At 67.6% G+C, this 16,643-nt stretch carries 16 protein-coding genes; 2 read left to right on the top strand and 14 right to left on the bottom strand.

What is annotated here, in order from left to right; all coding sequences use genetic code 11:
- The 10 genes from cheB to C8D03_RS18350 form a co-directional block, all read right to left on the bottom strand.
- Window positions 1–1,092, bottom strand: coding sequence for a chemotaxis-specific protein-glutamate methyltransferase CheB (cheB, locus tag C8D03_RS18395; protein WP_108048422.1), 1,092 nt, complete (start codon window positions 1,090–1,092; stop codon window positions 1–3).
- The gene (locus C8D03_RS18390; protein ID WP_108048420.1) at window positions 1,092–1,685 is read right to left on the bottom strand and encodes a chemoreceptor glutamine deamidase CheD; all 594 of its coding nucleotides are present in this window, start codon (window positions 1,683–1,685) and stop codon (window positions 1,092–1,094) included. Before C8D03_RS18390 ends, cheB begins: the two co-directional genes overlap by 1 nt.
- Window positions 1,682–2,548 carry a CheR family methyltransferase gene (locus C8D03_RS18385; RefSeq protein ID WP_108048418.1) on the bottom strand — a complete coding sequence of 289 codons (867 nt, stop codon included), beginning with the start codon at window positions 2,546–2,548 and terminating at the stop codon, window positions 1,682–1,684. Before C8D03_RS18385 ends, C8D03_RS18390 begins: the two co-directional genes overlap by 4 nt.
- A 5-nt stretch (window positions 2,549–2,553) precedes the next feature.
- Window positions 2,554–4,491, bottom strand: a complete 1,938-nt coding sequence (locus tag C8D03_RS18380) for a methyl-accepting chemotaxis protein (RefSeq protein ID WP_108048416.1) — start codon at window positions 4,489–4,491, stop codon at window positions 2,554–2,556.
- A gap of 73 nt (window positions 4,492–4,564) precedes the next feature.
- Window positions 4,565–5,080 carry a chemotaxis protein CheW gene (locus C8D03_RS18375; RefSeq protein WP_108048414.1) on the bottom strand — a complete coding sequence of 172 codons (516 nt, stop codon included), beginning with the start codon at window positions 5,078–5,080 and terminating at the stop codon, window positions 4,565–4,567.
- Entirely contained in the window at window positions 5,077–7,425 is a 2,349-nt protein-coding gene (locus C8D03_RS18370; RefSeq protein WP_108048412.1) for a chemotaxis protein CheA, read from the bottom strand. Before C8D03_RS18370 ends, C8D03_RS18375 begins: the two co-directional genes overlap by 4 nt.
- A gap of 11 nt (window positions 7,426–7,436) precedes the next feature.
- On the bottom strand, window positions 7,437–7,796 hold the full coding sequence (locus tag C8D03_RS18365) for a response regulator (RefSeq protein ID WP_054210774.1): 360 nt from the start codon (window positions 7,794–7,796) through the stop codon (window positions 7,437–7,439).
- A gap of 5 nt (window positions 7,797–7,801) precedes the next feature.
- The gene (locus tag C8D03_RS18360) at window positions 7,802–8,116 is read right to left on the bottom strand and encodes an STAS domain-containing protein (protein ID WP_108048411.1); all 315 of its coding nucleotides are present in this window, start codon (window positions 8,114–8,116) and stop codon (window positions 7,802–7,804) included.
- 170 nt (window positions 8,117–8,286) lie between these two features.
- On the bottom strand, window positions 8,287–8,754 hold the full coding sequence (locus C8D03_RS18355; protein WP_108048409.1) for a response regulator: 468 nt from the start codon (window positions 8,752–8,754) through the stop codon (window positions 8,287–8,289).
- Between the two features lie 53 nt (window positions 8,755–8,807).
- Entirely contained in the window at window positions 8,808–10,262 is a 1,455-nt protein-coding gene (locus C8D03_RS18350) for a methyl-accepting chemotaxis protein (protein WP_181301081.1), read from the bottom strand.
- 292 nt (window positions 10,263–10,554) lie between these two features.
- Between C8D03_RS18350 and C8D03_RS18345 the strand changes: the two genes are divergently transcribed.
- Both C8D03_RS18345 and mbfA read left to right on the top strand, forming a co-directional pair.
- On the top strand, window positions 10,555–11,301 hold the full coding sequence (locus tag C8D03_RS18345) for a superoxide dismutase (RefSeq protein ID WP_108051816.1): 747 nt from the start codon (window positions 10,555–10,557) through the stop codon (window positions 11,299–11,301).
- A 134-nt stretch (window positions 11,302–11,435) separates the two neighbouring features.
- On the top strand, window positions 11,436–12,428 hold the full coding sequence (mbfA, locus tag C8D03_RS18340; protein WP_108048404.1) for an iron exporter MbfA: 993 nt from the start codon (window positions 11,436–11,438) through the stop codon (window positions 12,426–12,428).
- Between the two features lie 84 nt (window positions 12,429–12,512).
- On the opposite strand, the gene C8D03_RS18335 is transcribed toward mbfA, so the two are convergent.
- The 4 genes from C8D03_RS18335 to C8D03_RS18320 are packed head-to-tail and all read right to left on the bottom strand — an operon-like array spanning window position 12,513 to window position 16,454.
- Entirely contained in the window at window positions 12,513–13,907 is a 1,395-nt protein-coding gene (locus C8D03_RS18335) for an AtzE family amidohydrolase (RefSeq protein ID WP_108048402.1), read from the bottom strand.
- Window positions 13,904–14,131: a DUF4089 domain-containing protein gene (locus tag C8D03_RS18330; protein WP_108048400.1), complete on the bottom strand. Its 228-nt coding sequence runs from the start codon at window positions 14,129–14,131 to the stop codon at window positions 13,904–13,906. The genes C8D03_RS18335 and C8D03_RS18330 overlap by 4 nt, the downstream gene beginning before the upstream one ends.
- Complete coding sequence (locus C8D03_RS18325) at window positions 14,128–15,738, bottom strand: regulator (RefSeq protein ID WP_248308523.1); 1,611 nt, start codon at window positions 15,736–15,738, stop codon at window positions 14,128–14,130. The genes C8D03_RS18330 and C8D03_RS18325 overlap by 4 nt, the downstream gene beginning before the upstream one ends.
- 29 nt (window positions 15,739–15,767) lie before the next feature.
- Entirely contained in the window at window positions 15,768–16,454 is a 687-nt protein-coding gene (locus C8D03_RS18320) for a cysteine hydrolase family protein (protein ID WP_108048398.1), read from the bottom strand.
- Window positions 16,455–16,643: the final 189 nt, after the last annotated feature.

Here is a 16,643-nt window from a genome sequence, read left to right as displayed (position 1 = left end):
TTACGCGGTGCGCTGATGCGCCCGCTCGCCGATCAGGTCGCTGACGGCAGCGCCGATCTGGTCGAGCGCGACAACCCGGTCGGCGGCACCGATCTCGAATGCCGCTTTCGGCATCCCGTTTACCACACAGGTTTCCCCACTTTGAATTAACGTCTCGGCGCCTGTTTTCCGCATGGCTAACAAACCCTCAGCACCGTCGCGGCCCATGCCCGTCAGCAGGATTCCGACGGATTGGGCGCCGATGCTGCGCGCCACCGAGTGGAACATCACATCCACGGACGGGGAGTGACCGCTGACCAGCGGCCCCTCCCGCAGCACGCAGACGAACTCCCCGCGGCGCTCCTCGATCTCGAGATGGCGTGGACCGCCCGGCGCCACAACGGCCATGCCCGGCTTCAGCCGGTCGCCATCGCTGGCCTCGCGGACGTCGAGCCCGGTCGCCGTGGCGAGTCGCGCCGCGAACTTCGCCGTGTAGCCGGGCGGCATGTGCTGGACCACGGCGATCGGCAGGCGCAGATGGGCGAGATCGCGCATCACCACCTGCACGGCCGGAACGCCGCCGGTCGATGCGCCGATGGCGATGAACGAGGCCCGCCCGCCGATGCGGGACGGTTCACGCGGCGCCGCGACGCGCGCCGGAGCGACCTCGCGGCGTGCCGCGAACATCCGGCGGCTGGCCGAGGCGCGCTGAAGCGCCGCCACCAGATGCCGCATGAAGCCTTCCAGCGTATGCGTCGTGCCGTCGGGCTTCTCGATGAAGTCGATCGCGCCGAGTTCGAGCGCCTGAATCGTGTTGTCGGCGCCCGGCCCGCCGAAGGCCGAGACGATCAGCACGGGCAGCGGATCCTGCTTCAGGACGCGCGCCAGCAGCTTCAGCCCATGCCGGCCGGGAAGCTCGAGATCGAGCGTCACCACATCGGGGCGCAGCTCCTGGATCGCATCCCAGCCTTCCTCGGCACTGCCGGCGACACCGATCACCTTGAAGCCGGGGGCCCCGTCGATGATCTGCGTCATCAGCTTCTGCATCAGCACGGAATCGTCGACGACGAGAACGCGGACCGGGCTGGCGGAGGAGGCGTTCATCAACGGCATTACCAAATCTCCACTTCGCCGGCCACGGGCTGGGTTTTGAGGCGGTTGAGATAGGCGACTTCCTGCTCGTGCTCGGTACTCCGCTGACTCGACTGGACGTGCTGAACCCAGGCCCGCCCCGTGGACGGCTGATAATGGATGCGCCGCGAGCGCGTTCCGCCGACATCCTTCGACACGGTCGGGATGCCCTCGCGGTTGAGGAACTCGGTCACGAAGGCGATGTTGCCGTCGCCTATCGCCAGCATCGTCGCGCCCGACAGCACGCGTGCGCCACCGAACACCTTGGCCTCCAGATTGGCGCGCTTGGCCCCCCGCTTCAAGAGGCCGTTGATCAGCACCTCCATGGCGGTGTCGCCATAGCGCTCGCCCGCGCTCGCATCGTTGCCGCCATTGTTCTTCGGCAGCAGGAAATGGTTGAGCCCGCCGATGCCCGTCTGCGAATCCCGCAGGCACACCGAAATGCAGGAGCCGAGCACCGTCGCGACGATCTCGTCCTTGGCGGCGGTGATCTCGTGCTCGCCGGGGGCCACCGTAATGATGGTCGCCTCGAAGCGCGGATCGAAATAGCGGCGAGAGGAACGCGCAACGCTCATGGCAGTCTCTCATAGATCGTGCGGCCGATCAGCCGCAGTTGAGGGTGAGGCTGAGGCAGCGATTCCGAGTGGCCGAGGTAAAGAAATCCACCGGGAGCGAGCAGGGTGACGAAACGGTCGAGGATCGAGGCCTTGGTCTGCGTGTCGAAATAGATGAAGACATTGCGGCAGAAGATCACGTCGAACGGTCCCGTCATCGGCCATTTCTCGATCAGGTTCAGCCGCTTGAACGCGATCATCCGGCGCAGATCCTCGCTGATACGTGCCTCGCCCCGGCCGGCATGGGGCTCGAGCTTCAGCAGCGGCTTGACGTCCGCGGGCAGCCGGTCGAACTGATCGCTCGAATAGACCGCCGTTTCTGCCTTCACCAGAATGTCGGTGTCGATGTCGGTCGCGAGGATCTTGAAGTCCACGTCGCTGCGCGAGCCCAGCACGTCGCGCGAGACCGCCGCGATGCTGTAGGGCTCCTCGCCCGAGGACGCGGCCGAGCACCAGATCCGGATGCGCCCGCGCCGGCCGCTGCGCTCCTGCACGAGCCGCGGCAACACCTCCTTGCGCAGATGGTCGAAATGGTGCCGCTCGCGGAAGAACGAGGTGTGGTTCGTGGTCACCGCATTGATCAGCTCCGGAATCTCGTCGGCGGCCGCCGGCGTCTTCAGGAAGGCGCAGTATTCCGCGACGGAGTTCAGGCCGAGCACCTTGACGCGGCGCGCCAGGCGCCCGCGCGTCATCGCTTCCTTGTGCTCGCGGATGACGATACCAGCCTGCTCGTAGACCAGCTTCGAAATGAAGCCCATGTCGTCGCGCGTCAGCGTGACGTCGGCGAATTGCGGCTGGGCAAGGGCTGCGCTGGGTCTCGACATCGCCACTAGAACTCCGCCCAGTCATCGGCACGCCCGCCGCCGGCGGCACGCCGGCGCGGTTCCTGCCAGGTTTTCGTCGCCGGCTCTGGCCGGCGTGTCTCGGTCTGTCGTGGCGCCGGACGCACCGCAGCCGTCAAGGCCTGACGCTGCAGCCGGGCCGGCTCGGCCGCGGCGGCGCGATGGGGCGCCTGCGCAATCGGGACGTCGCCCCGGAAGGGCATATCGGCCCGGAAGAAGGAAACGAGGTTCCGCAGCGCGCCGATCTCGCTCATCAGCTCCGTCGCTGATGTCGCGCTCTGCTCGGCCAGCGCGGAATTCTGCTGCGTCGTCTCGTCCATATGGGCGACAGTGCGGCTCATCTCCTCGATACCGTGGGCCTGCTCGGCGGTGGCCCGCGAGATTTCCACGACCGTCGCCGAGACCTTGCCGGCTGCCGTGACGATCCGCTCCAGCGCATCCCCCGTCGAACGCACGAAGCGGACACCCTCGCCGACCTGTTCGTTCGAGCTGACGATCAGTCCCTTGATGTCCTTGGCTGCCTGGCCGGAGCGCTGCGCCAGCGCCCGCACCTCGGAGGCCACGACCGCGAACCCCCGCCCGGCATCGCCTGCGCGGGCGGCCTCGACGGCGGCATTCAGCGCCAGCAGGTTGGTCTGGAAGGCGATATCGTCGATCACCGAGACGATCTCGGAGATGCGCACGGACGAGCTCTCGATGCGCTCGATCGCGCCGACGGCCTGCGCGACGACGTCCTTGCCGTCCTGCGCGACGCCCATCGCCTCGTTGGCGAGCTCCGTCGCCTCGCGCGAGCGGCTGGCGCTCTGCTTGACGGAGGCCGCGAGCTGTTCGGTCGTCGCGGCCGTCTCCTCCAGATTGGCGGCCGTCTGCTCCGTCCGCTGCGCCAGGTCGCCCGCGCCGGAATCGATCTCTGTCGCAGCCCGCGCGACATTGCCGGCCGTGCCCTGGATCGTCGCAACGGTCTCGCCCAGATGCGCCAGCGCCGTGTTCAGGCTGGATTTCAGCTCGGCGAGACGGCCACGATAGCTCCCGGTCATGCGCTGCGTCAGGTCGCCATCGGCGAGGCCCCCGACCACCGTCGCGAATTCGCCGATGGCGCTCTCGACGACCGCGTTGATCTCGTTCATCCCCTCGGCGATGCGCAGCAGCGCATCGGGCTTGCCCGCCAGCGGCACACGGCGGGAGAAGTCTCCCTCCACGGCCGCAGCGACCATCTCGGCCACTTCGGCGGCAGCGGCGAGTTCGTCGGTCAGCTCAAGCCATTCGACCGCCGTGCCGAGCTGGCGGCCATCGTCATGCATCACCGGCGAGAGCGAGAGCGAGACGGTGCGCCGGCCCAGCGCAAAGCGGATCGCCTGCTGCTGGCCCGGTCGCAAGCCAGACTGGTCCTGGATGCTCTCCATGACCCTGCCGAGCATGTCCTTGGCCGAGCAGCCCGGAAAGGCGGCGCGGAAATCCTCCTGCGCCTCACCGAAGAACCGCAGCAGCGACTTGTTGACATAAACGACGCGGCCTTCGCCGTCGCAGACCATCACACTGGTCCGGCAGCCGTCCAATGCGGCGCGGATGCGCAGCGCCTCGACGCCGGAATCATGCATCGTCTTGAGCGCGCGCGCCAGATCGCCGATCTCGTCGCGGCGGTCGAGGCCAGGAACGGCGTCATCTTCGCCAGAGGCGAGCCGGCCGACGGCATCGCGCATCGCCGCGATCGGCCGCCGGACGTGGCGCGCCGTCAGCCAGGCGGCAAGCCCGACGAGGCCGAAACCGGCGACGCCCAGGCCAAGCTGGGCCACCGGATCCAGCCGCCCCAGGGCCGCTTGATAGGCGATGGCTCCGCCCGTGCCCGCCGCCACTAAGGCGGTCGAGACGAGCATGAGCGGCAGCTTGAACGAGAGTCGCGAGAGGGGACCGGGGACGCTGCCCATAGATGGTGTCGTTTCTTTTCTGGCCCGCGCTCTTCCCAACGCGACTCCTCGGGCCCTTGGTGGTCTCAGGCACTCAGCTTGCGCGGGCGACCCGCGCCATCGGGGTCTCGACGCCGCCGTCGCGGATCACCGCCGCGAGATCGAGCAGGGCCACGATGTCGGTGTCGAGCAGCACGAGGCCTTCGATCAGGCCGTGCTCGTCGCGCTCCAGATCCGGCGCGGGGCGCACCGCGCTGACCGGCACGTCGACGATGTCCGAAACCGAGTCGACCAGCAGGCCGGCCACCTTGTCCTCGATGTCGACGACGACGATGACATGGGTCGCGGTCGCGTCGGTGGTGCCGAGCCCGATCGAGGTGCGCAGGTCGTAGACCGCGAGGATGACGCCGCGCAGGTTGAGCACGCCGCGCACATGCGGGGCCGCGTGCGGCAGCGGGGTCGTCGCCTGCCAGCCCTTGATCTCGCGGACCATGCCGACATCGATGCCGAAGGTGCGGTCGCCGACCTTGAAGGTGACGATCCGGCGCGCTGCCGATTCCGGCTGCGCCGACGAGAAATGCTTTTCGCCGAGTTGCAGGGTCATGGTCATCCAGCCAGTTTCAGTTCGGTTGCGGGGTGGCGCTCGCCGGAACCGGCGAGGCGCAGCATGGAGTCGACGTCGAGGATCAGCGCGACGAGGCCGTCGCCCAGGATGGTCGCGGCCGATGCGCCGTGGACCGTGCCGTAATTGCCCTCGAGGCTCTTCACGACGACCTGCTGCTGCCCGACGATCTCGTCGACGGCAATGCCGACATTGTCGCCGCGTTCAGTCTCGGCGATGATGATGATGTTCTCGTTGGGCGTCCCGGACGAGCCCATGACGGTGCCGAGACGGTGCAGCGGCGTGATCTCGCCGCGCCAGCGCAACACTTCCTGCCCGAAGGTCAGATGCTCGATCGGGGTCGAGGCGAGATGCTGCGTCTCGATCACGCTGGCGATCGGGATGACGTAGCGGTCGTCGCCGCAGCGGATGACCATGCCTTCGAGCACGGCGAGCGTCAGCGGCAGCGCGAGCGTGAACTTGCAGCCCCGGCCCGGCTCGGAATCGACCGAGATGCGACCGCCGAGCGATTCCACGTTCCGGCGCACCACGTCCATGCCAACACCGCGGCCGGAGACGTCGCTGATGACATCGGCGGTGGAGAGCCCGGCCGCGAAGATCAACTGGTCGATCTCCTCCGGCGCCAGCCTTTCGTCCGCACCGACGAGGCCGCGCGACCTGGCCTTAGCGAGCAGCCTGTCGCGACCGATGCCGCGGCCGTCATCCGTGACCGAGATGACGATGCGCCCGGCGCGATGCTCGGCGATCAGCTTGATCGTACCCTCGGGGCTCTTGCCGGCGGCGATGCGGTCGTCCGGCGTCTCGAGCCCGTGATCCATCGAGTTGCGGATCATGTGGGTCAGCGGGTCGGCCAGCTCCTCGATGATCGTCTTGTCGACCTCGGTGTTCTCGCCTTCGAGCACGAGGCGGACTTCCTTGCCGAGCGTCTGGGCGAGTTCGCGCACCAGGCGCGGCATGCGCTGGAACACCGCCTTCACCGGCTGGGCGCGGACCGCCATGACATGGTCCTGCAATTCGCGCGTCTGGCGCGACAGGGTCAGGATGCCTTCGGCAGTCTTGGCATAGACGTCATAGGGCAGCGAGCGCACGCACTCGACCAGCATGGACTGGGTGATGACGATCTCACCGACGAGGTTCATCAGCTTGTCGATGCGGTCGAGATCGACGCGCACGCTGACGGCCTGGCGCTGGCGCGCCGCGGCGGCGTCGTTGGCCGGGGCGCGGGCCGCGGCCTTGGCGGCGGCCGGAGCCTCCATGACAGCCGCGACCGGCGCTGGCGCCTGGACGGGAGCGGAGGGCTGGATATCGGGTGCCGAGGTCGGAGCCGAGGCGGGGCCGAGCTTTGCCAGGATGGCGGAGAGATCGGCGGCGACCGAGCCCGAAACCTCGGAGGCGGAGGCCTCGGCAACGGCAGCCACCGGCGCTACCGCCTGGACCGCCGGCGCGCCGGCCAGGATCTCGATCTCGAATTCCTCGGTCGCGAGGGTGAAGTCGAAGCGGCTGCAGATTTCCTCGACCGACAATTCGGTGCGCATCGTCACGACGAAGCGCATGAAGCAGTCCGAAACGTCGATCGTCTCCAGCGCCGGCACATGGCTGAGGTCGCAGGCAATCGAGACGATGTCGTCGGCCGGCAGTGACGCGAACACGACGCGCGGCTCGATGACCCGGCGAAACAGGTCGCTCTCGGGCGAGATGCGCAGAATGATGTCGCGGCCCGGCTTGCCGGAAGCGGGCTTGCCCGAGGCCGGCTTGGCGCCGGGCTCGTCGTCCCAGCCGGTGTCGGCGGGTGCGGAGCTCACGCCTGTCTTGGCCTCGACCATCGCCAGCAGATTGCCGAGGGCGGCGATGCCGGGAGGCGCATCGTTGGCGGGCACCGCAGAAGCGGCGGCGACGGGCGCAGGAGCCGGCGGCGCGACCGGAGCAACCGGAGGCGGCGGAGCGGCGGCGCCGGGCGCCTTGCCGACCTGCTCGAGCGCCTCGAGAAGATCGGGGCGCGGGCGGGCAGGCTCGTCGCTGCGCGCGGCGGAAACCAGATCGGCGACCGCGTCCGAGCAACGCAGGAACAGTGCGAACGGCGCATCCTCGAGCGCGACGCGGCCCGAGCGCAGATGGTCGAGCGACGCTTCGAAGACATGCGCGAAGGCGACCAGCTCAGTGCAGCCGAAGGCGCCGGCACCACCCTTGATCGAGTGGATCGCCCGGAAGGCGGCGTTGACATCCTCCGGATCGGTCGAGCCCTCGTCGAGCGCCTGGAGACGCTGTTCGAGCGCTCCCAGAAGCTCTTCGCACTCCTGGAAGAAGGTCTGCTTCAGTTCCGCCAACGGATCCATAGACGAGAGCCTCAGTTCTGATAGCGGGCGACGAGACCGAGCAGGGTATTGGGCTCGAAAGGCTTGACCATCCAGGCGCTGGCGCCGGCGCGCCGGCCCTCCGCCTTGATCTCCGCGCCGTTTTCGGTGGTCAGCACGATGATCGGCGTATTCTGCCCGGCAGGCCGCGCCCGGCAGGCGCGGGTGAACTCGATGCCGTCCATCAACGGCATGTTGAGATCCGTGATCACGAGATCGGGCTTGAACTGGTCGAATTTCGCCAGTCCGTCCTCGCCGTTCTCCGCCTCGGCCACTTCATGGCCGGCGTTGCGCAACGTCAGACTGAGCAGACTGAGCAGTGTCTTGGTGTCGTCGATGGCCAGAATGCGCATTCATATCACTCCAGAACGAGAGCGCTGTGAGCGGGATCGAAGCCGATCGCCTGCAGGGAATCGCGGCACTCTAGAGACGCCGCCTTGAGCGAGACCGACAGCCCGCGCGCCTTGGCGCTGGTCGCGGCGGAATGCAGCAACTGGACCCAAAGGCTGGGCAACGGCCCCGCCTCGGCACATTCGACGGCTATGCTCTCCTTCTGCTCCAGCGCGACGAGCAACTGGTTGCGGAAAGTGGCCGCTTCGGAGCGGCCCAGAAAGGCAGGGAGCGAGACGGTGATGACCATGGTGACACGACCCAGGATTGCGCCACTCAGCATCAGGTCGGACTGGTAAAAATTTCCCTAACTGGAGGACGTTGCGTCAATCTTTTGGGCAGACCCGTGGCGGAAAACGTGATCGCGGCCGGAAGCGACCGTCCGGTGGTCAGCCTCGGGACAGCCCTCGGCCGGGCCCGGCGACGCGCCGCCGGACCCGGCCGGAGGCGCGCCTAGAACATGTTGTTGCTGATCGCGCGCGGCACGAGCGAGATGCTGCCGCTCAGCTCCCGATACTTGCGCGGGATGTTGATGATGCCCGAGAGATGCAGCCAGAGATTGTTGGGCGAGATCGGCTTGGTGATGATCTCATGCGCGCCGAGCTTCGCCGCCTGCACGACCGAGCGGCGGTCGGCGCGCTCCATCATGACGAGGACCGGCGCCTTGGCGAAGGGCGAGGTCTTGAACGAGCGGATCGCGGCCAGGCACTTCGTGCTGCCATTGTCCGGCAGGTCCCAGTCCAGGATCACGATGTTCGGCTGCTTCTGGATGAACATCGTCGCGGCGGAGGCGAGGTCCGAGGCCTCGAAGATGCGGTGCAATTGCGCCTGATAGAGCATCGTGCGGACGATGCGCCGGTAGTGCTGACTCGGGTCGATCAGCAGCACCGACAGGTTGGGAAATGACGGCGCTATATGCATGACGCGGGCTCGACCACTGACTCAACCTGGAAACACGACGTGAATGCTTTTGGTTAGACGCTGAGGCCGAAGCGGAAGCCGCCCCAGTGCCGGCCCCTGACCATGATCGGCGCCGACAGATCCTCCATCACCAGAAACTGGCCGCCGCCCATGTCGCGACGGTAGGTCTGCAGCAGGAACGGCTTTCGGTTGCGTGCCGCCGCCAGCCCGGTGCGGTCGTTGAAGATGCGCCGGTTGCGGCAATTCGCATTGTTCCAGACCGGGTCGGAACCTTGCGGCTGCGCGTATTTGCGGTTGTGCGTCGGCAGGAAGCCGTTGCGGTCGATCGCCGCGCAGAACACGATGCGGCGGTTGGATGCCAGAAGCGCCTCTTGGATTGGCGGCAGCATGCGGTCGCACAGCCCCACGAAGCGCGTCATGTACTGCACCGGATCGCTGCCGGCGATCGGCTGGTAGGCCTCGTCGTACAGATCGGGCAGCGTCAGCTCGCCGCGATCCAGCGCCTGCTCGAACATCGCGCCGATCGTGGCGGCCGTCTCCATGGCGGTCGCGATCAGCTCCGATTGCGCAGTGCGCACGCCGGAGGCGGCGATCGCACCGAGGATGCCCTCGCTGATCGCAACGAGCGCGTCGCTGCGCTGGGCCGCCCGCTCGAGGTTCTCGCTCGACTGGTCGACGCCATCGACCAGCACCTTCAGGTCCTCGCCCACCTTGGCGAAGGCGATGGCGCTCTCGCGCGTCGGGTTTGAGATCGCGTCGATGTCGCCGATCAGGCCGACGACCGAGCGGCCGAAGCTGTCGAGCTCGCCGAGCTGCTGCGAGATCGACTGGCTCTCCTCGCTGGCCCGGCGCGCCGTCGAGGCGTTCTCGTCGCTTCTGGTTGCGAGCAGGTCGACGGATTTGACCAGCGCATCGAGCTGCCGGGCACTGAGCACGGTCGCCTCGCGCGTCTGCTCGGCCAGGTGCTTGACCGCCGCGGCGATCACCGCAAAGCCGCGCCCGGCGGCGCCGCTGCGCGCCGCCTCGACACCCGCATTGATCGACAGGAGCTGGATCTCGCGCGCGATGGCCTGGATCGCATCGCTCGAGGCCCTGACCTTGTGGGCGTCGACGACCGCCTGGGAGAGCGCCTCCGAGATCGACTGCGCCCCCAGCGACAGCGCCTCGATGTCCGACTGCGCCGCGTTCAGGCCGAGCTTGACCGCCCCGGTGACGCGTTCGAGCCCGTTCCTGACGACAGAGGCCGTCGTCTGCGCTCCCTCGGCCGCCTGCTGGATCGAGCGATTGGCACGCGAGACCTGCTCGACGGCGGTGACGATCCGGTGAAGGCCGTCGGTCTGCCCCTCGAGTTGACGGGTCACGTCACCGATGCGGCCGGAAATGTCGGTGATCTCCACCCCGAGCTTGCCGAAGCGTTCGGAGATCTCGCGCACGGCGCGCTCGGCGGAGACGGCGGTCGGCATGTCCTCATTGGCCGGCTCTGAGGCCTTCAACGCGAGCGCATGCATGATCGGCGGGTCCTTTTCGGGCCTCGATAATTCGAGCCTGACGCTAGCAAAACGCGGTAAATCGAGTGTTAATGCAACTTTCGAGGGTATTTGCTGGGAAAGACGGCGGTGTGAGGCGGGTGATCGTCGCGCCCGGCGCAATGCGCGGCGAAGCAGCCCGCTCCCGCCGATCGGACCGGCGGGGAACTCCGCCCCCGCCGAAACCGTATACTGATTGCATCCGCGGATGCGGCTAACGCATAACCTTGCGGCAAGGCCGAACAAGATTCCGCCCCGCCACTGGAGGATCCCGATGATTACCGCGCATTCGCTCTCCCGCCGCTCCCTGCTTGGATGGGGTGCGGCCACCATCGCGGTCGCAGCCGCGCCGAAGGTCTGGGCCCAGGCTGCGGCGCCGGCCGCCCCGGCAGGGCCGTTCTCGCTGCCGAAGCGGGCCTATGAGGCAGCCGCGCTGGAGCCGCATATCGACGCGACCACGATGGATATCCACTACAGCCGACACCATGCCGCCTATGTCGCGGGCATGAACGCCGCCGCCAAGGACCACGGCGTCCTCGCCGCCAAGCCGCTCAACGAGCTGCTGGCCGAGATCGGGCAGCTGCCGGAAGCCGTACGCGTCGCGGTCCGCAATGCCGGCGGCGGCCATGCCAATCACAGCATGTTCTGGGAGATCATGGGCCCGGGCACCGGCGGCGCGCCGACCGGCGACGTCGCGGCCGCGATCACCAGGGACCTCGGCGGCTTCGACAAGTTCAAGAGCGATTTCGAGGCGGCGGGCCTGCGCGTCTTCGGCTCGGGCTGGGTCTTCGTCACCGTCGACAAGGCCGGCAAGCTGGCCCTGCTCGGCAAGCCCAACCAGGACAGCCCGCTGATGGACAAACACATGGTCCTGATCGGCAACGACGTCTGGGAGCACGCCTATTATCTCAAATACCAGAACCGCCGCGCTGACTACCTCAAGAACTGGTGGAACGTGGTCAACTGGGCGAAGGTCAATGAGCGCTACGCCGCCGCCAAGGCTGGCAAGCTGACGATCTGAGGGCACGGCCGTGCGGAAGCGCCAACCGTAAGGTCCAGCGCCGAGCCAAAAACTGTTGGCGCAAGGCCACGACGCCCTTGCGCCAACCGCAGGCGATCTCTAATTTAGAATTATTCTAAATTAGAGATCGCCTCATGCTCTCCCGCTTCTCCCTGCCCGGCTTCGGCGGCAAGCGTCGCTTCGACGACCTGTCCGAGAAGGAAATCCTTGCTCTCGCGATTGCCTCCGAGGAGGAGGACGGCCGCATCTACGCAACCTATGCGCAGACGCTGCGGACCGCCTATCCCGCCTCCGCTGCGATCTTCGACGGCATGGCGCAGGAGGAGGACGGTCACCGTCAGCGCCTGCTCGCGCTCTACCGGCAACGTTTCGGCGATGTCGTCCTGCCGATCCGACGCGAGCACGTCGCCGACTTCTACGCCCGCAAACCGGTCTGGCTGGTCGAGAATCTCGGCCTCGACCGGATGCGCGAGGAAGCCGAGGACATGGAGCGCCAGGCGCGCGACTTCTATGTCGCGGCGGCCGGCCGCTCGACCGATCTCGACACCCGCACGCTGCTGGGCGAACTCGCCGCAGCCGAGGCCGGGCACGAGGTGAAGGCGCGGGAGTTGACCGCCGAGCATCTCGACGGCGAGGCTCGGACCGAGGAGGACCTCGCCGCGAAGCGCCAGTTCGTCCTCACCTGGGTCCAGCCGGGTCTGGCCGGCCTGATGGACGGCTCGGTCTCGACGCTCGCCCCGATCTTCGCCACGGCCTTCGCCACGCAGGACCCGCGCACCACCTTCCTGATCGGCCTTTCGGCCTCGGTCGGTGCCGGCATCTCGATGGGCTTCACCGAGGCCGCCCATGACGACGGCAAACTGTCGGGCCGTGGCGCCCCGTGGAAGCGCGGACTGGCCTCGGGCGTGATGACGGCCCTGGGCGGGCTCGGCCACGCCCTGCCCTATCTGATCCCGCATTTCTGGACGGCCACGACGGTGGCGCTGATGGTCGTCTTCGTCGAGCTCTGGGCCATCGTCTGGATCCAGAACCGCTATATGGAAACGCCCTTCCTGCGCGCCGCCTTCCAGATCGTGCTGGGCGGCGGGCTCGTTCTGGCGGCAGGCATCCTCATTGGCGGGGCATAGCTCTGGAAGCCCCTGGGCAGAGCCGGAACCGTCATGCTCGGCCCTATGGCGAGCATGACGGAATGTCGTGTTCGGTGAACGGCCTCAGGCGAGCCCCGGCGCCTTCGCCTCGCAGACGCCGGCTTGCTGGAGCGCGAAGGCCGCGCGCAGGCAGAGATCCTCGCGCCAGGGCGCCGCGATGATCTGCACGCCGATCGGCAGCCCCGCGCCGAACACCGGCACCGCCGCCACGGGCAGCCCGATCGCCGAGATCGGCTGGGTGAACAACCCGAGATTGGGCCGCAGCGGCACGCTTTCGCCGCGCAATACCAGCATCTTCTGGCCGACCAGCGGCGCCGGGCACGGCGTCGCAGGCGCGACGATCAGATCGACATCCGCGAAGACCCGCATCATCGCGTCATGGAACCAGTGCCGCGCCCGCTGCGCCTGGACATACCAAGCCGCCGGCAGCATCGCCCCGGCGAGGAAGCGGTCGCGCGTCTCCGGGTCGAAATCGTCGGCCCGCTCGCGCAGCCGGTCGAGATGGAAGGTCGAGCTTTCGCTGTTCGTGATCAGGAAGGCGGCAGCCCGCGCGATGCCGGCCCCTGCCAGGTCGATCGTCCGCGTTGCGCCAAGCTCCTTCGCAACGGCGGCGACCGCGGACGCCGCCTCGGGCATACCGTCGGTCGAGAAATGCCCACCCGCCACCGCGATGCGCAGACCACCGACGCCGCTCCCGAGCGACGGCAGCACGGCCTCGACCGGCCTTTGCGCGCAAGCCGGATCGTCGGGGTCCGCCCCCTGCATCAGCTCATAGGCCATCGCCAGATCGGTGACGTCGCGTGCGAACGGGCCGAGATGGTCGAGCGAGTCGCAGAAGGGAAAACTGCGCGTGCGCGGCAACCGGCCATAGGTCGGTTTCAGCCCGAACACGCCGCAAAGCGAGCTCGGCACCCGGATCGAGCCATTGGTATCGGAACCCAGCGACAGCGGCGCCAGACCTGCCGCCGTGGCCGAGCCCGAGCCGGAGGAGGAGCCGCCAGCCATCCGGGCCGGATCGTGCGGATTGCGGCAGGGCCCGTCATGAGCGTTCTCACCGGTGAAATCATAGGCGTATTCGCCCATGTTGAGGCCGCCGAGCAGGACCGCGCCCGCAGCGTTCAGGCGCTCGACCAGCACCGCATCGCGCAGCGCCGGTGCGCGCTCGCGATTGATCTTCGAACCCGCCTTCGTCGGCAGCCCGGCGATGTCGAACAGGTTCTTGGCCGCGAAGGGCACGCCGGCGAGCGGGCCGAGCGCCTGGCCGGCCGCGCGCGCCTTGTCGATCCCGCGCGCCTGCTCCAGCGCGCGCTCCCCCGTCACATCCGTGAAGGCATTGACGACGGGATTGACGTTGTCGATACGGGCGAGAAAGGCCTCGGCAACCGCCTCGGCCGAAATCTCTCCATCCCTGACCTGCGCCGCGATCCGGTGGGCCGGCGTAAAGACGTCGAAACTCACGAAGCCTCTCCACGCACGACGCCTGGCCGGAAGACCGGCGCGAGTTCGAGCGAGGCCGGATCGAGTGGCGCGGCCCGGACCACCTCGGACATGCCATGCGCGATGGCAAGGAACTGCAGCACCGCCGGCCGCTGCGTGTCCGTGATCGTCAAGCCGAGCGCTGGCGCCATTGCATCGAGATGGCGCGCGGCATCGAAGCCGCCAGCCGGATCGGTCCTGCTCATTCGGCCGGCTCCAGATTGCCATGCGGCTCGGTGGTCATCGTCTTGGTGCCCGTCTCGCCGGCCAGCGCCTTGGCGCAGTAGTAGAGGAAGCCCGCGACCATCGCATAGGCGAGGCTGATAGAGGGCGTCACGCCCAGCCCCTTGCCGATACCGATCGCCTCGCCATGCATCAGCCCGAAATAGGTGAGCACGGCACCGGCCGCGGCAAAGGCCGCCGCCTGCATGAATTGCTTCTCGATCACGAAGACGGCGATGGCCCCGAGCACCAGCCCGGACAGGATCGCGCCGCCACCCATCAGTTCGAGCCCGTGATAGAGCACGCCCATATTGGCCATCTTGTCGATGCCGACGGCCGCCGCATTGGTCCCGGCGGCACCGAGCGCCCCGTCGATCAGCACCTTGGCCCAGGCGGCGAGATGCGGCGTGATCGCCAGCACGATCGCCGGTGCATGGCTGGCCGGCGTCGTCTGGAACGCCTGCGCCCCGATCAGCATGCCGATATAGAGCAGGATCGGCGAGATCGCGACGATCGGAATCAGCGCCAGCAGCAGCGCGATGATGCCGAACCAGCACAAGACGATCACGATCAGGCCCGTCGCGGCCGAATAGCCGATGCGCCCGCCCATCGCCTTCCAGCCGGGGTGGCCGATATAGACCGCGTTGATGAAGGGGTTGCCCATCAAGCAGCCGATCAGCGAAACGACGCCGTCGGCGGTGAGCACCCGCGTCGTCGGATAGTGGTCGCCTGCGGCCTCCGCGCTTTCGACATTGTCCATTGCCTCGACGAGATCGTAGATGCCGAAGGGAATCGCCGTGACGAGGATGATGCCCAGATAGCTGAAGCCCGAGAAGACGTGATCGACCGCCGGCAGCGGCAGCGAGAAGCCGAAGGTCGAGAAGGCGGCCCCGAGCTTGGCGAGGCTCAGGCCTCCGACATCGAGCCCGAGCAGCGCCGAGCCCCAGGCGATGACCATGCCGAAGGCGATGGCGACGAGCCCTGCCGGGACGCCGCGCGGATAGCGAATTCCGCCGAACCAGCTCACCAGGATGATGGCGAGGCAGACCAGTCCGATCGCCGGAGTCAGGAAGATCTCCAGCGCCGGCCGCATCGAGATGAAGGCGATCGAGACGCCAGCCAGCGTACCGAGCAGGGCCGCACGCGGTGTGATCTTGCGGATATAGGGCGCGATGAAGCCGCCGAGCATCAGGATGAAGCTCTGGAAGAACACCCAGACGAGGCCGGCCTCCCAGCCCTTGATCGGGTCGCCCGTCATGCTCGCGATCGGCAGCATGATGACGAAGGTGACGACGAACATGTGGGGCACGCTGATGCCAGACGGCAGCGCGCAGACATCGTCGCGCCCGGTCTCCTTGGCGAGCTTCCAGGCGAGATAGGCATAATACCCGGTCGACAGGAACATCATCAGCCCGAGCGCCGGCAGGATGCGCCCAAACACGATCTCGGAGGGCATCTTCAGCACGAATTGCAGCAACCCGGTCAGCACCAGGAGGTTGACCAGAATGTTGGTGCCGAAACCGAACAGGGCGTTCCAGTCGCCCGGCGTCCAGAGTTTCGGTGAGGTCGTCGCCGTTGCGGTCGCAGCCATATCCCCCTCCTGTTCCGTTCTCTCAGCCTTCATGCCGCCAGCTGCGCTTGTCCCAGCGCCGCAAGCACATCTCCCGTCGTCGAAACCCAGCCGAAGATTCCGCCCTGCGCCGCGATCATCCGCAGCCCGACCTCGTGGAATTCCGGGAAATAGGAAGCGCAGGCATCGCCCAGCACGAGGCAGCGATAGCCCCGGTCGTTGGCCTCGCGCACCGTCGTGTGGACGCACACCTCGGTGGTGACGCCCGTCACCATCAGCGTTTCGATGCCGCGATTGCGCAGCATCAGGTCGAGATCGGTCTGGTAGAAAGCGCCCTTGCCAGGCTTGTCGATCACCGGCTCGTCAGGCAGCGGCGCGAGGGCCGGGATGATGTCGTGCCCCGCCTCGCCCCGGATCAGGATGCGTCCCATCGGCCCGCAGGCGCCGATGCGCTTGTCGGCCGGCCCGCGCAGGACCTTGGCAGGCGGTGCGTCCGAAAGGTCGGGACGATGGCCTTCGCGGGTGTGGATCACCAGCATGCCTGTGGCTCGCGCGCCGGCCAGAATCGCACGGCAGGGTTCGACCGCCGCGACCAGGCGCGAGACGTCGTTGCCGAGCGCCGCGCCGAAGCCGCCGGGCTCGAGGAAGTCGCGCTGCATGTCGATGATGACGAGCGCGGTGCGCGCGAAATCCACGCTGAGCGGAAAGGGCTGGGCTGGAATCTCGAAGCAGCTCATGGCTTGGCGCCCCCGATCGCGGACGAACGGAACAGGCTTTGCAAGGGCTGTGCCTGAGACCGAGTCACGCAAGCATCGCGGAATCAGCGTCTCAGCAACGACCGCCAGAACCTTGGGATTGCGATGGAATCGCGCGGAATCAAAATCTCAGTTTCAAGGCACCGCAGGGCCGTGCGCCTTGTTGCGAGC

This window comes from Bosea sp. 124, from assembly GCF_003046175.1.
Lineage (GTDB): Bacteria > Pseudomonadota > Alphaproteobacteria > Rhizobiales > Beijerinckiaceae > Allobosea.
The sequence above is the reverse complement of the archived record's forward strand: the minus strand, read 5'-3'. Positions and strand labels throughout refer to the sequence as shown.

Bases quoted from the DNA above. Each gene is read 5' to 3' on its own strand.
- C8D03_RS18355 (WP_108048409.1), bottom strand. From the start codon at position 8,754: ATGCATATAGCGCCGTCATTTCCCAACCTGTCGGTGCTGCTGATCGAC.
- C8D03_RS18325 (WP_248308523.1), bottom strand. From the start codon at position 15,738: ATGGCTGCGACCGCAACGGCGACGACCTCACCGAAACTCTGGACGCCG.
- C8D03_RS18365 (WP_054210774.1), bottom strand. From the start codon at position 7,796: ATGCGCATTCTGGCCATCGACGACACCAAGACACTGCTCAGTCTGCTC.
- cheB (WP_108048422.1), bottom strand. From the start codon at position 1,092: ATGCCGTTGATGAACGCCTCCTCCGCCAGCCCGGTCCGCGTTCTCGTC.
- mbfA (WP_108048404.1), top strand. From the start codon at position 11,436: ATGCTCTCCCGCTTCTCCCTGCCCGGCTTCGGCGGCAAGCGTCGCTTC.
- C8D03_RS18330 (WP_108048400.1), bottom strand. From the start codon at position 14,131: ATGAGCAGGACCGATCCGGCTGGCGGCTTCGATGCCGCGCGCCATCTC.
- C8D03_RS18370 (WP_108048412.1), bottom strand. From the start codon at position 7,425: ATGGATCCGTTGGCGGAACTGAAGCAGACCTTCTTCCAGGAGTGCGAA.
- C8D03_RS18350 (WP_181301081.1), bottom strand. From the start codon at position 10,262: ATGCATGCGCTCGCGTTGAAGGCCTCAGAGCCGGCCAATGAGGACATG.
- C8D03_RS18345 (WP_108051816.1), top strand. From the start codon at position 10,555: ATGATTACCGCGCATTCGCTCTCCCGCCGCTCCCTGCTTGGATGGGGT.
- C8D03_RS18385 (WP_108048418.1), bottom strand. From the start codon at position 2,548: ATGTCGAGACCCAGCGCAGCCCTTGCCCAGCCGCAATTCGCCGACGTC.
- C8D03_RS18320 (WP_108048398.1), bottom strand. From the start codon at position 16,454: ATGAGCTGCTTCGAGATTCCAGCCCAGCCCTTTCCGCTCAGCGTGGAT.
- C8D03_RS18390 (WP_108048420.1), bottom strand. From the start codon at position 1,685: ATGAGCGTTGCGCGTTCCTCTCGCCGCTATTTCGATCCGCGCTTCGAG.
- C8D03_RS18375 (WP_108048414.1), bottom strand. From the start codon at position 5,080: ATGACCATGACCCTGCAACTCGGCGAAAAGCATTTCTCGTCGGCGCAG.
- C8D03_RS18380 (WP_108048416.1), bottom strand. From the start codon at position 4,491: ATGGGCAGCGTCCCCGGTCCCCTCTCGCGACTCTCGTTCAAGCTGCCG.
- C8D03_RS18360 (WP_108048411.1), bottom strand. From the start codon at position 8,116: ATGCTGAGTGGCGCAATCCTGGGTCGTGTCACCATGGTCATCACCGTC.